The sequence below is a fragment of the Levilactobacillus suantsaiihabitans genome, from assembly GCF_004745505.1.
Lineage (GTDB): Bacteria > Bacillota > Bacilli > Lactobacillales > Lactobacillaceae > Levilactobacillus > Levilactobacillus suantsaiihabitans.
This window is the reverse complement of record NZ_RKLX01000005.1, coordinates 1-16,904: the sequence shown is the minus strand read 5'-3', so window position 1 is coordinate 16,904 and position 16,904 is coordinate 1. Positions and strand designations below refer to the sequence as shown.

Annotated in this window: 27 protein-coding genes; all 27 read left to right on the top strand. The window is 47.7% G+C overall.

The window, feature by feature from the left end; all coding sequences use genetic code 11:
* Positions 1-28: 28 nt before the first annotated feature.
* Positions 29-340, top strand: coding sequence for a 50S ribosomal protein L24 (gene rplX / locus EGT51_RS04125; protein ID WP_125574880.1), 312 nt, complete (start codon positions 29-31; stop codon positions 338-340).
* Between the two features lie 25 nt (positions 341-365).
* The gene (gene rplE, locus EGT51_RS04120; RefSeq protein ID WP_135367525.1) at positions 366-908 is read left to right on the top strand and encodes a 50S ribosomal protein L5; all 543 of its coding nucleotides are present in this window, start codon (positions 366-368) and stop codon (positions 906-908) included.
* Between the two features lie 20 nt (positions 909-928).
* The gene (locus EGT51_RS04115) at positions 929-1,114 is read left to right on the top strand and encodes a type Z 30S ribosomal protein S14 (protein ID WP_082153261.1); all 186 of its coding nucleotides are present in this window, start codon (positions 929-931) and stop codon (positions 1,112-1,114) included.
* Positions 1,115-1,147: 33 nt separating this feature from the next.
* A complete protein-coding gene (rpsH, locus tag EGT51_RS04110; RefSeq protein WP_048735521.1) occupies positions 1,148-1,546 on the top strand; it encodes a 30S ribosomal protein S8 in 399 nt (132 codons plus the stop codon).
* Positions 1,547-1,576: 30 nt separating this feature from the next.
* Positions 1,577-2,113, top strand: a complete 537-nt coding sequence (gene rplF, locus EGT51_RS04105; protein ID WP_135367524.1) for a 50S ribosomal protein L6 — start codon at positions 1,577-1,579, stop codon at positions 2,111-2,113.
* Positions 2,114-2,150: 37 nt separating this feature from the next.
* Positions 2,151-2,516, top strand: a complete 366-nt coding sequence (gene rplR / locus EGT51_RS04100; protein WP_287708214.1) for a 50S ribosomal protein L18 — start codon at positions 2,151-2,153, stop codon at positions 2,514-2,516.
* Positions 2,517-2,538: 22 nt separating this feature from the next.
* A complete protein-coding gene (gene rpsE / locus EGT51_RS04095; RefSeq protein WP_135367522.1) occupies positions 2,539-3,042 on the top strand; it encodes a 30S ribosomal protein S5 in 504 nt (167 codons plus the stop codon).
* A 14-nt stretch (positions 3,043-3,056) separates the two neighbouring features.
* The gene (gene rpmD, locus EGT51_RS04090; protein WP_125574875.1) at positions 3,057-3,239 is read left to right on the top strand and encodes a 50S ribosomal protein L30; all 183 of its coding nucleotides are present in this window, start codon (positions 3,057-3,059) and stop codon (positions 3,237-3,239) included.
* Positions 3,240-3,274: 35 nt separating this feature from the next.
* Positions 3,275-3,709 (top strand): 50S ribosomal protein L15, encoded by a 435-nt coding sequence (rplO, locus tag EGT51_RS04085; RefSeq protein WP_125574874.1) that lies wholly within the window; start codon positions 3,275-3,277, stop codon positions 3,707-3,709.
* The gene (gene secY / locus EGT51_RS04080; protein ID WP_135367521.1) at positions 3,709-5,019 is read left to right on the top strand and encodes a preprotein translocase subunit SecY; all 1,311 of its coding nucleotides are present in this window, start codon (positions 3,709-3,711) and stop codon (positions 5,017-5,019) included. Before rplO ends, secY begins: the two co-directional genes overlap by 1 nt.
* Positions 5,020-5,108: 89 nt before the next feature.
* Positions 5,109-5,759, top strand: a complete 651-nt coding sequence (locus tag EGT51_RS04075) for an adenylate kinase (RefSeq protein WP_287708294.1) — start codon at positions 5,109-5,111, stop codon at positions 5,757-5,759.
* A gap of 165 nt (positions 5,760-5,924) precedes the next feature.
* A complete protein-coding gene (gene infA, locus EGT51_RS04070; protein ID WP_011668477.1) occupies positions 5,925-6,143 on the top strand; it encodes a translation initiation factor IF-1 in 219 nt (72 codons plus the stop codon).
* Between the two features lie 29 nt (positions 6,144-6,172).
* Positions 6,173-6,292, top strand: coding sequence for a 50S ribosomal protein L36 (rpmJ, locus tag EGT51_RS04065; RefSeq protein WP_011668476.1), 120 nt, complete (start codon positions 6,173-6,175; stop codon positions 6,290-6,292).
* A gap of 25 nt (positions 6,293-6,317) precedes the next feature.
* On the top strand, positions 6,318-6,683 hold the full coding sequence (rpsM, locus tag EGT51_RS04060) for a 30S ribosomal protein S13 (protein ID WP_135367519.1): 366 nt from the start codon (positions 6,318-6,320) through the stop codon (positions 6,681-6,683).
* 17 nt (positions 6,684-6,700) lie between these two features.
* Positions 6,701-7,090, top strand: a complete 390-nt coding sequence (gene rpsK / locus EGT51_RS04055; RefSeq protein WP_125574870.1) for a 30S ribosomal protein S11 — start codon at positions 6,701-6,703, stop codon at positions 7,088-7,090.
* 87 nt (positions 7,091-7,177) lie between these two features.
* On the top strand, positions 7,178-8,128 hold the full coding sequence (locus EGT51_RS04050; protein WP_135367518.1) for a DNA-directed RNA polymerase subunit alpha: 951 nt from the start codon (positions 7,178-7,180) through the stop codon (positions 8,126-8,128).
* A gap of 30 nt (positions 8,129-8,158) precedes the next feature.
* A complete protein-coding gene (gene rplQ / locus EGT51_RS04045; RefSeq protein ID WP_020090123.1) occupies positions 8,159-8,542 on the top strand; it encodes a 50S ribosomal protein L17 in 384 nt (127 codons plus the stop codon).
* A gap of 311 nt (positions 8,543-8,853) precedes the next feature.
* Complete coding sequence (locus EGT51_RS04040; RefSeq protein ID WP_135367517.1) at positions 8,854-9,699, top strand: energy-coupling factor ABC transporter ATP-binding protein; 846 nt, start codon at positions 8,854-8,856, stop codon at positions 9,697-9,699.
* The gene (locus EGT51_RS04035) at positions 9,675-10,547 is read left to right on the top strand and encodes an energy-coupling factor ABC transporter ATP-binding protein (RefSeq protein WP_135367516.1); all 873 of its coding nucleotides are present in this window, start codon (positions 9,675-9,677) and stop codon (positions 10,545-10,547) included. Before EGT51_RS04040 ends, EGT51_RS04035 begins: the two co-directional genes overlap by 25 nt.
* A complete protein-coding gene (locus EGT51_RS04030; protein ID WP_135367515.1) occupies positions 10,540-11,340 on the top strand; it encodes an energy-coupling factor transporter transmembrane component T family protein in 801 nt (266 codons plus the stop codon). The genes EGT51_RS04035 and EGT51_RS04030 overlap by 8 nt, the downstream gene beginning before the upstream one ends.
* A gap of 15 nt (positions 11,341-11,355) precedes the next feature.
* Positions 11,356-12,153, top strand: coding sequence for a tRNA pseudouridine(38-40) synthase TruA (truA, locus tag EGT51_RS04025; RefSeq protein WP_135367514.1), 798 nt, complete (start codon positions 11,356-11,358; stop codon positions 12,151-12,153).
* Positions 12,154-12,291: 138 nt separating this feature from the next.
* Positions 12,292-12,735, top strand: a complete 444-nt coding sequence (gene rplM, locus EGT51_RS04020; protein ID WP_135367513.1) for a 50S ribosomal protein L13 — start codon at positions 12,292-12,294, stop codon at positions 12,733-12,735.
* Between the two features lie 14 nt (positions 12,736-12,749).
* On the top strand, positions 12,750-13,142 hold the full coding sequence (gene rpsI / locus EGT51_RS04015; RefSeq protein WP_011668466.1) for a 30S ribosomal protein S9: 393 nt from the start codon (positions 12,750-12,752) through the stop codon (positions 13,140-13,142).
* A gap of 718 nt (positions 13,143-13,860) precedes the next feature.
* The gene (locus tag EGT51_RS04005) at positions 13,861-14,643 is read left to right on the top strand and encodes a YveK family protein (RefSeq protein ID WP_135367512.1); all 783 of its coding nucleotides are present in this window, start codon (positions 13,861-13,863) and stop codon (positions 14,641-14,643) included.
* Positions 14,644-14,655: 12 nt separating this feature from the next.
* Complete coding sequence (locus EGT51_RS04000; RefSeq protein WP_179951127.1) at positions 14,656-15,411, top strand: CpsD/CapB family tyrosine-protein kinase; 756 nt, start codon at positions 14,656-14,658, stop codon at positions 15,409-15,411.
* A complete protein-coding gene (locus EGT51_RS03995; protein ID WP_135367510.1) occupies positions 15,411-16,193 on the top strand; it encodes a tyrosine-protein phosphatase in 783 nt (260 codons plus the stop codon). Before EGT51_RS04000 ends, EGT51_RS03995 begins: the two co-directional genes overlap by 1 nt.
* 53 nt (positions 16,194-16,246) lie before the next feature.
* On the top strand, positions 16,247-16,904 hold a 658-nt coding region (locus EGT51_RS03990), incomplete at its 3' end, for a glycosyltransferase (protein WP_135367509.1).

The window sequence follows — 16,904 nt, the reverse complement described above, 5'->3', positions numbered from 1 at the left end:
AACGTTTAACAAGGAGGTGCCCACAGGAATGCTTATTAAAACTGGTGACAAGGTCCGCGTGATCGCCGGCAAAGACAAAGGAAAAGAAGGAACTGTTTCCAAAGTCATGAATGCCAAGAATCGTGTGATCGTTAAAGGTGTCAATATGATTAAGAAGCACCAAAAAGCTTCTCAAGCCAACCCACAAGGCGGCATTATCGATATTGAAGCGCCAATTCACGCATCCAACGTTATGCTCATCGATCCTTCGAACAACGAACCAACCCGGCTTGGCGTTCGAGTAGAAGATGGTCACAAAGTCCGTTTCGCTAAGAAGTCCGGCGAAACCATCGACAAATAATCTTTGAAAGGAGGAACATAATTTCATGTCAGCTCGTTTAAAAGAAAAGTACGTTAATGAAATTACACCAGCATTGGTGGAAAAATTCAGCTACAGTTCTGTTATGCAAACGCCGAAGATCGAAAAGATCGTTTTGAACATGGGTGTTGGTGATGCTGTTTCCAACGCTAAGAACCTGGACGAAGCCGTTGAAGAATTGGGTTTGATTTCTGGTCAAAAGCCATTGGTTACTAAGGCCAAGAAGTCAATCGCCACCTTCCGTCTTCGTGAAGGCATGTCAATCGGTGCTAAGGTTACCCTGCGTGGGGACCGGATGTACGAATTCCTGGACAAGTTAATCAACGTGTCATTGCCACGTGTTCGTGACTTCCGCGGTGTTAGCAAGCGTGCCTTTGATGGTCGCGGTAACTACACCCTGGGTGTTAAGGAACAATTGATTTTCCCAGAAATTAACTTTGATAACGTTAACCGTGTTCGTGGTTTGGACATCGTTATCGTTACGACGGCTAACACTGATGAAGAGTCACGCGAATTGCTGACTCAATTCGGTATGCCGTTTGCACACTAATTTAAGGAGGTTCACACAAATTGGCTAAGAAATCTCAAATTGCTAAGAACAAGCGTCCTGCGAAGTTCTCTACTCAGAATTATACTCGTTGCGAACGTTGTGGACGTCCACACTCTGTTTATCAAAAGTTCCATCTTTGCCGTATCTGCATGCGCGAATTAGCCCACAAGGGTCAAATTCCTGGCATGAAGAAGGCTAGCTGGTAAAACGAATTTTAAACAAAGGGAGGGTAAACGTTAATGTCCATGACTGATCCTATTGCAGACTTCTTGACGCGGATCCGTAACGCCAACATGGTGCGTCACGAATCACTCGAAGTACCTGCATCAACAATTAAACGTGACATCGCTGAAATCCTGAAGCGCGAAGGGTTCATCCGTAACGTCGAATACATCGATGATGACAAGCAAGGCATCATCCGCGTATTCCTGAAGTACGGTAAGGATAACCAACGTGTCATCAGTGGTTTAAAGCGTATTTCAAAGCCCGGCTTACGTTCATACGTTAAGGCCGACGCTGTACCAAAGGTATTAAACGGTTTGGGTATCGCTATTATCTCCACCTCTGAAGGTGTAATTACTGATAAAGAAGCGCGCGCCAAGAAAATCGGTGGCGAAGTTCTCGCCTACGTTTGGTAAAACTTTTAAGAAGATAGGAGGTGCCTTACAGTGAGTCGTATTGGTTATAAAACTGTCAACGTCCCAGCCGGCGTTGAAGTTAAACGCGATGGTGATCAAGTGACCGTCAAGGGTCCTAAGGGTTCTTTAACCCGGACTTTCTCAAACATCATTTCTATGAAGATTAGTGATGGTGCGGTTGACTTCGATCGTCCAGATGATAACAACAAGACGCGGGCCCTTCACGGGACTCAGCGAGCTAACTTAAACAACATGGTTGAAGGTGTTGTTAATGGCTTTGCTAAGACCTTGAAGCTGGTCGGTGTTGGTTACCGTGTTCAAGCTAAGGGCAAGACCTTGGTATTGAGCGTTGGTTACTCCAACCCAGTTGAAATGGCTATTCCTGAAACCTTAGATGTTAAGGTTCCAGACAACACCACTATCAACATTTCCGGTATCAGTAAGCAAGAAGTCGGTGACTTCGCTGCTGAAGTTCGTGCCGTTCGTTCACCAGAACCTTACAAAGGTAAGGGTATCCGTTACGAAAACGAATTCGTTCGTATCCGTGAAGGTAAAACTGGTAAGTAACATTAAAGCAGCTTAAAGCTGATAATTCTACAAAGAGGTGACTATTTTGATTTCAAAACCAGATAAGAACAAGACACGTCAAAAGCGTCATATGCGTGTCCGGAACAAAATTTCTGGGACTGCAGAACGCCCACGCTTAAACGTTTTCCGCTCTAACAAAAACATCTACGCTCAAGTCATTGATGACGTAGCGGGTGTCACGCTTGTTAGTGCCTCAACGTTAGATAGCGATGTCAAAGGTGACAACAAGACCGACCAAGCTAAGGCTGTTGGTGAATTAGTTGCTAAGCGCGCTGTCGAAAAGAAGATTAGTGATGTTGTGTTTGATCGTGGCGGTTACTTATACCACGGCCGTGTTCAAGCATTGGCAGAAGCTGCTCGCGAAAACGGGCTGAAATTTTAACAGTAAGGAGGAATAACCACACATGGCAAAATTTATTGATCCTGACAAGTTAGAACTTGAAGACAACGTTGTTGCTATCAACCGTATCACTAAGGTTGTTAAAGGTGGCCGTCGTCTGCGGTTTGCTGCGCTTGTCATCGTCGGCGATAAGAACGGTCACGTTGGCTTTGGTACTGGTAAAGCTCAAGAAGTTCCAGAAGCTATCCGTAAGGCCGTTGAAGCCGCTCGTAAGAACCTGATCGAAGTACCTATCGTGGGAACGACCATTCCTCACGAAGTTCTCGGTTCATTTGGTGGGGGCAAGATCATGCTCAAGCCTGCTGCTGAAGGTTCTGGGGTTACTGCCGGTGGCTCAGTTCGTTCCGTCATGGAATTAGCTGGTGTTGCTGACGTTACTTCCAAGCGTTTAGGTTCTAACACGCCAGTCAACGCTGTTCGGGCCACTTTTGCTGGCTTGGCTCAGTTGAAGCGTGCTGAAGAAGTTGCCGCTCTCCGTGGTGTCTCTCTTCAACACTTAGCTGAATAAGGAGGGGTATTAAAATGGCTCAATTAAAAGTTACTTTAATTCATAGTGTTGCTCACCGCCTCCCTAAACAGCGGAAGATTGTGGAAGCTATGGGCTTACACCGAGTAAACAGCACCGTTATCCAACCAGATAACGACGCTACTCGTGGTGCGCTTTTCCAAATCGCACATTTGATTAAGGTTGAAGAAGTTAAGTAATTCTCATATCATTAAATAAGGAGGTGCGCAATAGCATGAAGTTGAATGAATTAAAACCTGCTGAAGGCTCACGGAAGGTTCGTAACCGGGTTGGCCGTGGTGATTCATCTGGTAATGGTAAGACCGCTGGCCGTGGCCAAAAAGGTCAAAAGGCTCGTAGCAAGACTCGTTTGGGTTTTGAAGGTGGCCAAATGCCATTGTACCGTCGTATTCCAAAGCGTGGGTTTACCAACATTAACCGTAAGGAATTTGCTGTCGTAAACTTAGCTGCTTTGAACGTCTTTGATGATGGTGCTGAAGTAACTCCAGCTGCCCTGGTTGAAGCCGGTATCGTCAAGAACGAAAAGGCCGGTGTTAAGATCTTGGGTAACGGTGAGTTAACGAAGAAGTTGACGGTGAAAGCCGCTAAGTTCTCCAAGTCAGCCGCCCAAGCTATCGAGGCTGCTGGTGGTAAAACTGAGGTGATTTAATGCTATCAAGCTTGAAAAACGCCTTTAAGATTAAAGACATTCGTAAAAAAATTCTCTTTACTCTATTGGTTTTGATTGTCTTTCGGTTGGGTACTTATATTACCGTCCCCGGCATTAACGCAAAGGCACTTCAAAGCGTTGCGTCTTCTGGATTGGTTAGTATTTTAGATACCTTCAGTGGTGGTGGGTTGACCAACTATTCCATCTTTGCGATGGGGGTTTCACCTTACATCACTGCACAAATCGTTATTCAATTGCTACAAATGGACATCGTTCCACGCTTCGTTGAATGGAGCAAGCAAGGGGATACTGGTCGGCGGAAGTTGAACCAGGCCACACGGTACTTAGCGATTGCTTTGGCATTCGTTCAGTCTATCGGGATCACGGCCGGTTTCAGTGCCTTAAGTTCGCTGAAATTGGTCGAAAATCCAAGTGTTACCACGTACCTGTCAATCGGGTTGATCCTGACTGGTGGGACCATGTTAACGACTTGGATGGGTGATATGATCACCGATCGTGGGTTGGGTAACGGGATTTCAATGATTATCTTTGCGGGGATCATTGCCCGGACGCCAACTTCTGTTTACAAGTTGTACCAAACTTACTTCGTTGACGCTACGGCGGGCACCATGTGGAAGAGTGTCGTTTTCGTGCTTGCTTTAATCGTGTTGGTATTGATCATCGTGACCTTTACCACCTGGGTTCAGCAAGCGGAACGGCGGGTACCTATGCAGTACACGCGGCGGGTATCTGGTTCGCCAGATAGCAGCTACCTTCCATTAAAGGTTAACGTTGCTGGGGTTATTCCAGTTATCTTCGCTAGTTCGTTCATTGCGACGCCACAAACTATTTTGATGGCGTTCCAAAACACGCACTCCCAAGATGCCTGGTACCAGACGTTAACGGATGTCTTCAACATGCAAACGGTCGATGGGGCCATTTTGTACACTGTTCTGATCATTGTGTTCACGTTCTTCTATGCGTTCGTGCAAGTCAACCCAGAAAAGTTAGCTGAGAACCTGCAAAAGCAGGGGAGCTACATTCCTGGTGTTTGGCCGGGTCACGAAACACAAACTTATGTTTCCAACTTATTGATGCGGCTCAGCACTGTTGGGTCACTCTTCCTTGGATTCATTTCCTTAATTCCGTTATTAGCCCAAAACCTTTGGGACTTAGATGAGTCAATTGGTTTAGGTGGTACCAGCCTCTTAATCGTCGTTGGTGTGGCCATTGAAACCATGCGGCAAGTTGACGGATTGATGATGAAGCGCGAATACGTTGGCTTTATCCAAGATCCAGAACCAGCTTAATGAGTTTCCAGCGGGTGTGTTGATCTATTAGCACACCTGCTTGTGTTTTTCGGGCAAATTTTCGAATAAGGAGAACGAACATGACAGCAATGAATTTGATTCTCATGGGTTTACCAGGCGCCGGTAAAGGGACGCAAGCTGAAAAGATTATCAAGGAGTTCCACTTACCGCACATTTCTACGGGAGACATCTTCCGTGAAGCGATGAAGAACGAAACTGAAATGGGTTTGGCTGCGAAGAAGTTTATCGACAAAGGTGAATTGGTACCGGATGAAGTCACTAACGGTATCGTTCGCGACCGGTTAGCTCAAGATGATACCAAAGACGGGTTCATGTTGGATGGGTTCCCCCGTTCCTTAGCTCAAGCCGAAGCGTTAGATACCTTTGGCCCCGAACTGGACCGGACCATCAACGCCGTGATCAACATTCACGTCGAACCAGATGTCTTGGTTGAACGCCTTTCTGGTCGTTACATCTGCCGGACTTGTGGGGCCACTTACCACAAGCTCTACAAGCAACCTAAAGTTGCCGGCACGTGTGATGTCTGTGGTGGGCATGACTTCTATCAACGTGAAGACGACAAGCCAGAAACGGTGAAGAACCGGTTAGCGGTCAATCTGAAAATGAACACGCCGCTGGTTGATTACTACACCAAGAAGGGCTTGTTATTCACTGTTGATGGTGACCGTGATATCGATGATGTCTACGTCGACATCGAAAAAATCCTGAAGAACCTGTAACAGGTCGCTAAGTTCTTGCGTCTTCGCAAGAATTATGGTAAGCTTATTCAGGTTTAGCCTGTAAATGGCGCGCTGTCGCAATTCACAGGTGCTAGGCGGGGGCAAGTTCCTTGTCCCTACCGCTTTTACGTGTATTTTACACGCAATTAAAAGGGAGGTACTTTCGTGGCGAAAAGCGATGTCATCGAAGTCGAAGGTAAAGTTACCGAAACATTACCTAACGCAATGTTTCGGGTCGAATTAGAAAACGGTCATGAGATTCTCGCTCACGTTTCCGGTAAGATTCGGATGCACTACATTCGGATTCTGCCTGGTGACCGAGTAACTGTTGAAATGTCACCGTATGACTTGTCTAAAGGCCGGATTACTTATCGGTTTAAGTAGCCGCCTGGACAGATGTAGGAGGGATATTCATGAAAGTAAGACCATCAGTTAAGCCAATGTGCGAACACTGCAAGGTTATCAAGCGTAAGGGTCGAGTAATGGTTATTTGCTCAGCCAACCCTAAGCACAAACAACGCCAGGGTAAGTAATTCAATTTATAGGAGGTGCACTTAAATGCCACGTATTGCTGGAGTGGATTTACCACGTGATAAGCGAATCGCTTACGGTTTGACTTACATTTTTGGAATTGGGATCAACACTGCACACAAGATTGTTGCGGATGCTGGTGTCTCAGAAGACGTTCGGGTTCGTGATTTAACCCCTGAACAAGAAGACAAGGTTCGTGTCGAAGTTGACAAGTACAAGGTCGAAGGTGACTTACGTCGTGAAGTTAGCCTGAACATCAAGAACTTGCAAGAAATCGGCTCATACCGCGGTATGCGTCACCGTCGTGGACTGCCTGTTCGCGGCCAACACACCAAAAACAACGCCCGCACTCGGAAGGGTAAAGCCGTTTCGATCGCCGGGAAGAAGAAGTAAGGGAGGTTTATCACTTTATGGCTACTAGAAAAACTAGTCGCAAACGTCGGGTCAAAAAGAACATTGAATCCGGTGTTGCACACATCCATGCTACGTTTAACAACACTTTGGTTATGATCACTGACGTTCAAGGGAACGCTATTGCTTGGTCATCAGCCGGTGCTTTAGGTTTCAAGGGTAGTCGGAAGTCAACGCCATTTGCTGCACAAATGGCCGCTGAAGCCGCTGCCAAGGCATCACAAGAACACGGTGTTAAGTCCGTTGAAGTTGCTGTTAAGGGTCCTGGTTCAGGACGTGAAGCTGCTATTCGGGCAATCCAAGCTGCTGGGATCGAAGTCACGGCTATCCGCGATGTTACCCCAGTTCCTCATAATGGTACTCGTCCTCCAAAGCGCCGTCGGGTCTAACGTGAGCGTTTCATTAATGAGGGCAACCTTCATGATGGGATTGACTTATAGGAGCTCAACGCGGTTTGAAAGGGGTAAACGATAAGAATGATTGAATTTGAAAAGCCTAACATTCATAAAATTGATGAGAGTAACAACTACGGTAAGTTTGTGGTTGAACCGTTGGAACGTGGTTACGGGACAACGCTCGGCAACTCCTTACGGCGGATCTTACTTTCATCATTACCTGGTGCAGCTGTTACCAGCATTCAAATCGACGGGGTTCTGCATGAGTTTTCGACTGTCGAAGGTGTCGTAGAAGACGTCACGCAAATCATCTTAAACGTTAAGAAGATTGCGCTGAAGTTGAACGGTGCTGACGATCAGGAAGAAACGATGGAGATCAACGTTAAGGGACCCGCTCAGATCACCGCTGGTGATATTGTGGCAGGCGCCGACGTTGACGTTTTGAACCCAGATCTGTACATTGCTACAGTTGCTGATGGGGCAACGTTCCACATGCGAATGACTGCAGATAAGGGCCGTGGCTACGTTTCTGCTGACGAGAACAAAGCTCGCAATGCAGAAATGCCAATTGGTGTTTTAGCTGTGGATTCCATTTACACCCCAATCGAACGGGTTAACTACCAAGTAGAGAATGCACGGGTTGGCCAACGGGCTGACTACGATAAATTGACCCTGGATGTTTGGACAAACGGTTCAATTAATCCAAGCGAAGCCATTGCATTGGCTGCAAAGATCTTGACCGAACATCTGGCTATGTTTGTCGACCTGACCGACGAAGCTAAGAATGCGGAAATCATGGTTGAAAAGGAAGAAACGCACAAGGAAAAGATGCTTGAGATGACCATCGAAGAGCTCGACTTGTCCGTTCGTTCTTACAACTGCTTGAAGCGCGCTGGTATCAACACGGTTCAAGAATTGAACAACAAGACCGAAGCAGACATGATGAAGGTTCGTAACTTGGGTCGCAAGTCCCTTGAAGAAGTTAAGGCTAAGTTAGCTGACTTAGGTTTGTCACTTCGGAAGGAAGACTAATTTTAGACACTCAAAGGAGGGTTTCTGGTTATGAGTTACCGTAAATTACAACGGACTAGTTCTCAACGTCGTGCCTTGTTACGCGATTTGACCACTAGTTTAATCTTGAACGGCCGCATCGAAACGACTGAAGCACGCGCTAAGGAAGTTCGCAAGACGGCTGACCAAATGATTACCTTGGGTAAGCAAGGCGACTTACACGCCCGGCGTCAAGCTGCTGCTTTCATCCGTAACGTGGTTGCAGATGTTAAGGAAGACGGCGATGATGTTGTCGTGACTAGCGCATTGCAAAAGGTATTTAGCGAATTAGCACCGAAGTACGCTGATCGTAACGGTGGTTACACGCGTATCTTGAAGACGATGCCTCGTCGCGGTGATGGTGCCGCTATGGCCATCTTGGAATTCGTTGACTAATTTTTAGTTTGGCGATTCGGGAGTGTCCGCGTCCTTAAACGGGGAACAATAGTTACAAATTAATCACTAGAACCATGTGGTATAGAGCGCTACGATGATGGAGGAATTCTTTCCGAGTCTAGCTTGAATGGGGGCTAACGCCTCAGCGCCGCTGGTTTGTTAGTGATTTTTTTTGTACATTTTTTTCGAACTGCCGCAATTATCCCGGCATTGACCGATTCGGGCAAAGAATCTGGCGGAACGCTTCGGAAATTCACAAAACTTTGCTATAATTAGCGGTGACATTTTACTAGGAGAATCAAAAAACGCTGATGGCAAATAACGCAAATATCATTGAAGTCAAACATCTTTCATATGCCTATGGGGACGACCAGCGCCCGGCCCTAGACGACGTGAGCTTTGATGTCCACGCCGGCGAGTGGTTGGCTATCGTCGGCCATAACGGGAGCGGCAAGTCGACGCTGGCGAAGTCCTTGGACGGGTTACTGCCGTTTACTAAGGGCACGGTCACGGTGGCGGGCGTCACGCTGACCCCCGAGACCGTCTGGGAAGTGCGCGAAAAAATCGGTATGATTTTTCAGAACCCGGACAACCAGTTCGTTGGGGCGACGGTTGAAGATGACGTGGCCTTTGGGTTAGAGAATCGCCAAATTCCGCGCTCGGAGATGGTCCCGCGGGTCAAGGCCGCGCTGACAGAAGTGGGCATGGCCGAGTTTGCCCAACGCGAGCCCAGCTCCCTGTCCGGGGGGCAGAAGCAGCGGGTGGCGCTGGCCGGTATCGTGGCCATTGCCCCGGATATTTTAATCTTGGATGAAGCCACCAGTATGTTGGATCCGCAGGGGCGCCAGGACATGTTAGCGCTGGTGCGGCGCTTGCGGGCTCAACAGGCGCTGACCGTTATCTCGATCACTCACGACATTGACGAGGCCGCCGGTGCCGACCGCATCCTGGTCATTGACGATGGTCAGCTCATCGAAGAGGCTCAGCCAGCTGCCATTTTTGCGCGCGGTGAACGGCTGATCGATATGGGTTTAGACGTGCCGTTCCCGGTCAAATTACAGACGGCATTAAAGCAACGGGGGATCACCCCACCCACGACGTACCAAACGATGGCGGAAATGGAGGAATGGCTGTGGCAATCGCTTTCGAACACGTAACCTATACTTATCAAGCGGGCACGCCCATGGCCCACACCGCGGTGGAGGACGTTTCCTTCCAGGTGCCGGATCACGGGTATCTGGCCATCATCGGCCACACCGGTAGCGGGAAGTCGACACTGATCCAACAGCTCAATGCGTTGTATAAGCCCAGTGCGGGGACGATTCACGTCGACGACTTTACCGTGACGCCGGAGACGACCAACGCGGCCCTAAAGCCGCTACGGCAACATGTCGGCATGGTCTTTCAGTTTCCCGAAAGTCAGCTGTTTGAGGAGACTATTCGCCAAGACATTGCCTTTGGACCTAAGAATTTTGGCATGAGTGAGGCTGACGCCAACGCGCTGGCCGATGAAATGTTGACGACGGTGGGACTCGACGCCAGCTATGCCGACCGCTCGCCGTTTGAGCTGTCCGGTGGGCAAATGCGGCGGGTCGCCATCGCCGGGGTCTTGGCCATGAAGCCGCAGGTGTTGGTCCTAGACGAACCGACGGCGGGCCTGGATCCCCAAGGACGCCAAGCCATGATGGAACTCTTTGAACGCCTGCACCGCGAGCAGGGGCTGACCATCGTGTTAGTGACCCACCAGATGGAAGACGTCGCCCAGTACGCCGAGCAGGTCGCGGTCATGCGCGAAGGCAAGTTGATCAAGTTCGGCACGCCGACCGACGTTTTTGCCGACCCGGATTGGCTACGAGCCAACCAACTGGACGTGCCCCGGGCCGCCCAATTTGCCCAACAGTTGCGTCAACGCGGGCTCACCTGGGACACCCTGCCGCTGACGGCCGACCAGTTGGCCGACCAAATTGCGGCGCGCTGGCCAGCAAAGGGGGCCGACCATGTCTAAATTCATCTTTGGGCGTTACCTGCCCCTCAACTCGGTGGTCCACCGCTTAGACCCCCGGGCAAAATTAATGCTGAGTTTTTGCTATATCATTTTGGTCTTCTTGGCCAACAATCCACTGAGCTACGTGATCTTGATTGCGCTGACGGTGGGGTCAATCCTGGCCTCCAAAATCAGTCTAGGCTTCTTCTTACGGGGCATTCGGCCGCTACTTTGGCTGATCGTATTCACCGTGGTCTTACAGCTCTTATTTAGCCCCGTGGGCGGTCACACGTACTTTCACTGGGCCTTCATCAACATCAGCCAGTTTGGGGTGATCAACGCCGGGTACATTTTCATTCGGTTCTTGTTGATCATCATGATGTCGACGCTCCTGACGTTGTCGACGCAGCCGTTGGATATTGCCACCGGGCTAGCGTCACTGATGAAGCCGCTGCGGTGGTTGCACGTGCCCGTGGACACGTTGGCGATGATGCTGTCGATTGCGCTACGTTTTGTGCCCACGCTGATGGACGAGGCTACCAAGATCATGAACGCCCAGCGTGCTCGTGGCGTTGACTTCGGTGAGGGGGGGCTGTTCAAACAGGCCAAGGCCCTGATCCCGTTGTTGGTGCCACTGTTCATGAGCGCCTTCAACCGGGCTGAGGACCTCTCGACGGCGATGGAAGCCCGCGGATACCAGGACAGTGAACACCGCAGTCAGTATCGGATCTTGACCTGGCAAAAGCGTGATACGGTGACCTGGATTTTATTTTTGATTGGATTTGCGGCGATTCTCGCTTGTCGTCGTTGGTAGGAGGAACGGAACTGAATGCAACGCTACAAAGTAACTTTTATGTATGACGGGACCGACTTTGCCGGTTTCCAGCGCCAGCCCAATAAACGGACCGTGGAAAGCGTCTTGACCAAGGTCGTCAATAAGATGGCCAAGAACCCGGATCCCGCCATCGTCATCTATGGGTCGGGGCGGACCGACGCAGGCGTCCATGCGCTGGCCCAGGTGGCCCATTTCGACTTTCCCTTCGTGATTCCCGCGGACAACATGCGCAAGGGCTTAAACAGCATGTTACCCATGGATATGGAGGTCTTAAAGGTCGAACTGGTCTCCGCCGATTTCCATGCACGTTATGACGTGTCCGGCAAACGGTACCTGTACCGCATGGACATGGGCGAGTTTCGCAACCCGTTCAAGCGTCACTATACCGGTCAATGGAAATTCCCGGTTGACCTGGACAAAATCAACGTGGCCTTGAAAGACCTGGTCGGCGAACACGACTATACCAGCTTCGTGGCGTCGGGCGCGCAGACCCGGACCTTCGTGCGGACCATTTACGAGGCCACCTGCCACATCGACCACGCCAACAACGAGCTAGTCTTTGAATTTTACGGCAACGGCTTCATGTACAATCAGGTGCGCATCATGGTCGGCGTGCTGGTCGAAATTGGGTCCGGCACGCGGCCAGTGCACGATATTTTACGGTTGTATCAGATCAAGGATCGCAAACAGGCCCGGCGGACGGTTCCGGCGGCAGGGCTGTATTTAAAACACGTGTATTACCAGGGGGAAGACCCCCAACACCCGACGAAATTGCCGCAACATCAACGGTAATTTTCGGTGATGGGGCAAACAATCATTGACTTTATGGGAAAAACTTTGTATTATGGTTGTTGGTATTGTTTGCCCCACGATAAGCCCCGGAAAGTTTACTTGGTGTCAGACAAACACAGATTTATGGAGGAATTTAACGTGCGTACAACTTATATGGCAAAACCTAACGACATTGACCGCAAATGGTACATTGTCGACGCAACCGACGTGAGTTTAGGTCGGCTTGCTTCAGTCGTTGCTTCTGTATTACGTGGTAAGAACAAGCCAACGTTCACCCCTAACGTGGACACTGGTGACAACGTAATCGTCATCAACGCTGAAAAGATCGCTTTAACTGGTCGTAAGGCCACCGACAAAGTCTACTACCACCATTCTGGTTTCGCTGGTGGCTTGAAGTCACGGACTGCTGGTAACTTCCGGGAACAGAACCCAGAAAAATTGATCGAAACTTCTGTACAAGGTATGCTCCCTAAGAACTCCTTAGGTCACCAAATGGCATTGAAGCTTCACGTGTACGCTGGTGCAGACCACAAGCACGAAGCACAAAAGCCAGAAGTATTAGACATTACTAACCTTATCTAAGGAGGAAAACCAAATTGGCACAAGTTCAATATCGCGGCACTGGCCGTCGTAAAAACTCCTCTGCACGTGTACGTTTAGTACCCGGCTCAGGTAAAATTGTTATGAACAACAAGGCAATCGAAGACTACATCCCATTCGCAAGTATTCGGGAAGTTGTCTTACAACCATTCAACGTTACGGAAACGCTTGGTAACTACGATGCATTAGTTACTGTGCGCGGTGGCGGTTTCTCCGGCCAAGCCGGCGCAACTCGTCACGGGATCGCTCGGGCATTGCTCGAAGTTGACCCAGATTTCCGTGGTCCGCTGAAGCGTGCGGGTCTCTTGACTCGTGACGCCCGGATGAAGGAACGGAAGAAGCCAGGTCTGAAGAAGGCACGTAAGGCTTCACAATTCTCCAAGCGTTAATATTTCGATATTATCTATTGGGAAATCCTCACCAGTTATTTGGTGGGGATTTTTTGTATGGGGAAGATTTCTTTAGACTAAAGCAGTGACAAATCTTTAAAGGCTACTTTGTCAGCAGCCTCCGTAAGGTCATCATGGCCCTGCTGGTGAGGTTGGGATTAATCAGTAGCTTACTTAATGAACAATTCATTAGTTCATTGACTAAGTGGACGCAGACCGTTTTAACCTTTAATGATCTGACGGCGCTGACCACAAATTACCTGTCGGCCACCAAGCATATTAAGACGACGCACCTGCAAGGAGTGAGTGAAACCATTAATAGTCGGGGTATGAAAATTATGTCGAAATCCGAACTACAACGGGTCACGAATTACATCAGGAAAGGCCTGGGGTGGCGGTTATTAAGCAATAACAACGATTAAAGTGGGACTCTGTCCAGGTAGAATGCTGATGGAAGTTTTTTTATAATCCGAACGAAGGCTAAAAAAGTTCGGGAGATGTGACAGAAAAAATGTAATGGGAATGTATTAATTGTAGACAATGGATTAGACTATAATATATTGCAGATGGTTTAATTAGCACTAAAGATTCTTTGACTGAAATTTAAAATACATTATCATGATTAACTAATTCTGATGGATTTTATTTTGCTAGTTTCAGTAGCCTGTAAAAATCTTCAGTAAGTTTAGCAAACAAACTGGCATCATTGGAGGAAGAAATGGATTCAGAACAAACAATTAGTTTGATGCAGATCATGGGGATTCTGCGGAAACATCTCAAAATGATTAGTATTACGACACTAGTGGTTTTTATGGTGGCTTTTTTTGCGACCTTTTTTGTGATGACGCCAAAGTATAGCGGTACGACGGAAATACTGGTTAATCGTAAGTTGTCTTCTACTGATCAAAGTGCCCAATTACAACAGGTCCAAGCGGATGTTCAAATGATTAGTACATATAAGGATATTATTACCAGTCCAACAGTCTTGACCGATGTTAATCGCGCATTAGAGGTTTATCCAGGATACCCGGGGTCGATGGCGGGGATTAAAGATGCTTTGAGCATCAACAATCAAACGAACTCTCAGGTCTTCTCAGTGACGGCTACGGCGACTGATCCTAAGACGGCGGCTGCAATCGCTAATGAAACGGCTAAGGTCTTCAAACAAAAGGTCGTTAAAATGATGAGTATTAATAACGTTTCTATTGTGTCGAAGGCGACGCCTAATTATAATGCCGTGAGCCCAAGAAAAGCCTTGAACTTGTTGATTGGGTTGGTGGCTGGGGTCCTCTTGGGGATTGGCTTGGCATTTCTGCGGGAAGTTACCGATCGGACGGTCACTACGGAGTCATTCTTAACTAATGAGTTAGGTCTAAACAGTCTGGGCGTTATTAGTGAGATTGATGCGTCCGATGTGAAAAAACAGATCGGCCACCATCAAACTAAGTTTGTTTCTGACGGTCATGGTGGTATTCGTGCGCAGAAGCGCGAACGGGTGTAGGAGGTGAGCAAGATGTCATGGTTAAAACGAAGAAAGCAACGCTTAGATAATACGAGTCTTAAATATGGTGTTGGACTGGTTACCTATACGGATCCAACTGGTCAAATTGCTGAACAGTTCAAAACGGTTCGGACGAACATTCAGTTTTCTTCAGTGGATAGAGATTTACATTCGGTCCTCTTCACTTCGTCGGAACCTTCCGAGGGGAAGTCGACCGTCAGCAATAACATGGCCGTCACCTGGGCCGATCAGGGTTCCAAGGTTGTGTTGGTAGACGCTGACATGCGACGTCCCACGGTCCATAAATCATTTAACGTTAGTAATCGAGCAGGATTGACCAACTACTTATCAGGTCGTTTGACCCTAGATGATATTATTCAGCCTACGATTGTTGAAAACTTATCGGTCATTACGAGTGGTCCGGTTCCACCAAATCCGGCGGAGCTCTTAGATAGTGAACACTTTAAGACATTGATGCGTCAACTACAAGCAAAGTATGATTTGGTTGTATTGGACTCGCCACCAGTCAATACCGTCACGGATTCACAACTGCTAGCAGCTCAGGTTGATGGCACGATTTTGGTAGTCCCACAGGGGATTGCCGATAAGAATGGTGTGCGTCGAGCTAAACAATTGCTTGAAACTGTTCACGCGAACATTCTGGGGGCCATCATGAACCGCGTCACAGCTACCAAGTCTGAGGGCTACTATGGTGGTAGCTACTATGGTGGTTATTACGGCGGTTATTATGGGACTGATAAAAAGTAATGGGATTGATTGACTTACATTGTCATATTTTACCGGGTGTTGATGACGGGTCTAAGGATATGGAAATGTCTTTGGAGATGGCTCGAGTGGCCGTGAAACAAGGCATCTCGCACATCTTAGTGACGCCACACCATATGGACGGCATGTACCTTAACCACAAGCAAGATGTCATCGCTAAGACGGATGAATTTCAGACGGCGTTAGACGCCGTTGGAATCCCACTAACGGTGTTTCCAGGGCAAGAGGTCCATTTGACCGGTGACCTGTTGAAAGCTTTAAATGCAGACGATATCTTGTTTATGGATGAGGGTGGACGTTACTTACTTCTGGAATTACCGCACAGTGGGATTCCGGAGTATACGGAAGATATGATTTTCGAATTGCAAACCCGCGGGATTACCCCGGTGATTGCTCATCCGGAACGGAACCATGGATTTCAGAAGGATCCCGATAGATTGTATGATTTTGTCGAAATGGGTTGTCTAACACAACTCACGGATAGTTCTTACCTCGGTGTCTTCGGGGAGAGCGTCAAGACTTTAACAGCTAAGATTATTAACGCTAACTTGGGGTTCGCGTTTGCTTCGGATGCCCATAATTTTAAGGGACGTCGGTTTGTGATGGACGCGGCGTTTAACAAGTTGACTGAGCAGGCCGGTGAGCAATACGCGCAGACATATAATGAAAATGCTAAAGCGATTATTAATGGGGATGATATCGCGATGCCGGAAATTACTAGGGTTTCTGCAGTGAAGAAAAAGAGAAGGTTCTGGTTATTTTAAGGACTCTGTTGGAGATAGAGGAAATCTGAATTAGTCAAGACAAGGAGAATTTTATGACTGCTATTTCTATTGCGACGGTTCTTTATAATACACGTACTGATTTAGTAAATAGGTTGGTTCAAAACATTTATAATGTAATGGAGAAGTTTGATCAAGTAGATTATTATTTGATTAATAATTCTCCAGAAAATGAGAATTTAAGTGAATATTTAAAAAAGTACGACCAATCTTCAAAAGTCACTGTGATACCTGCTGAGACAAATAGAGGGTTTGGTGCTGGTAATAACTTGGTGCTGAAGTATTTACGTAGCGACTATCATTTTGTTGTGAATCCAGACGTTATAATTAAGGACAGCGAGCAAATTGAATTGATGGTTAATTTCATGAATAATCATCCAGAGTGTGGATTGCTTTCGCCGCTGATGAAGTTTCCAAATGGAGAGGTTCAGCATCTTTTCAAGAAAAGAGCTACTGTTTTTGATATGGCACTAAGATTTGTTAGAATTCCAGGTTTTGAAAAGAGAAGACAACAATTTGTTAATTTGCCTGATGGTTATACATCTATTCATGAGGCAGAGAATGTTTCGGGATCTTTTGGTTCTATGATATTTGGTGTTGATGGAGAACTCCATCGACGCCATTTTTGTATAAAAAAGAGGCATATCACCTCTGTGCTACAATCAAGTCGTCGAAACCAATTGAAAGCGAGGA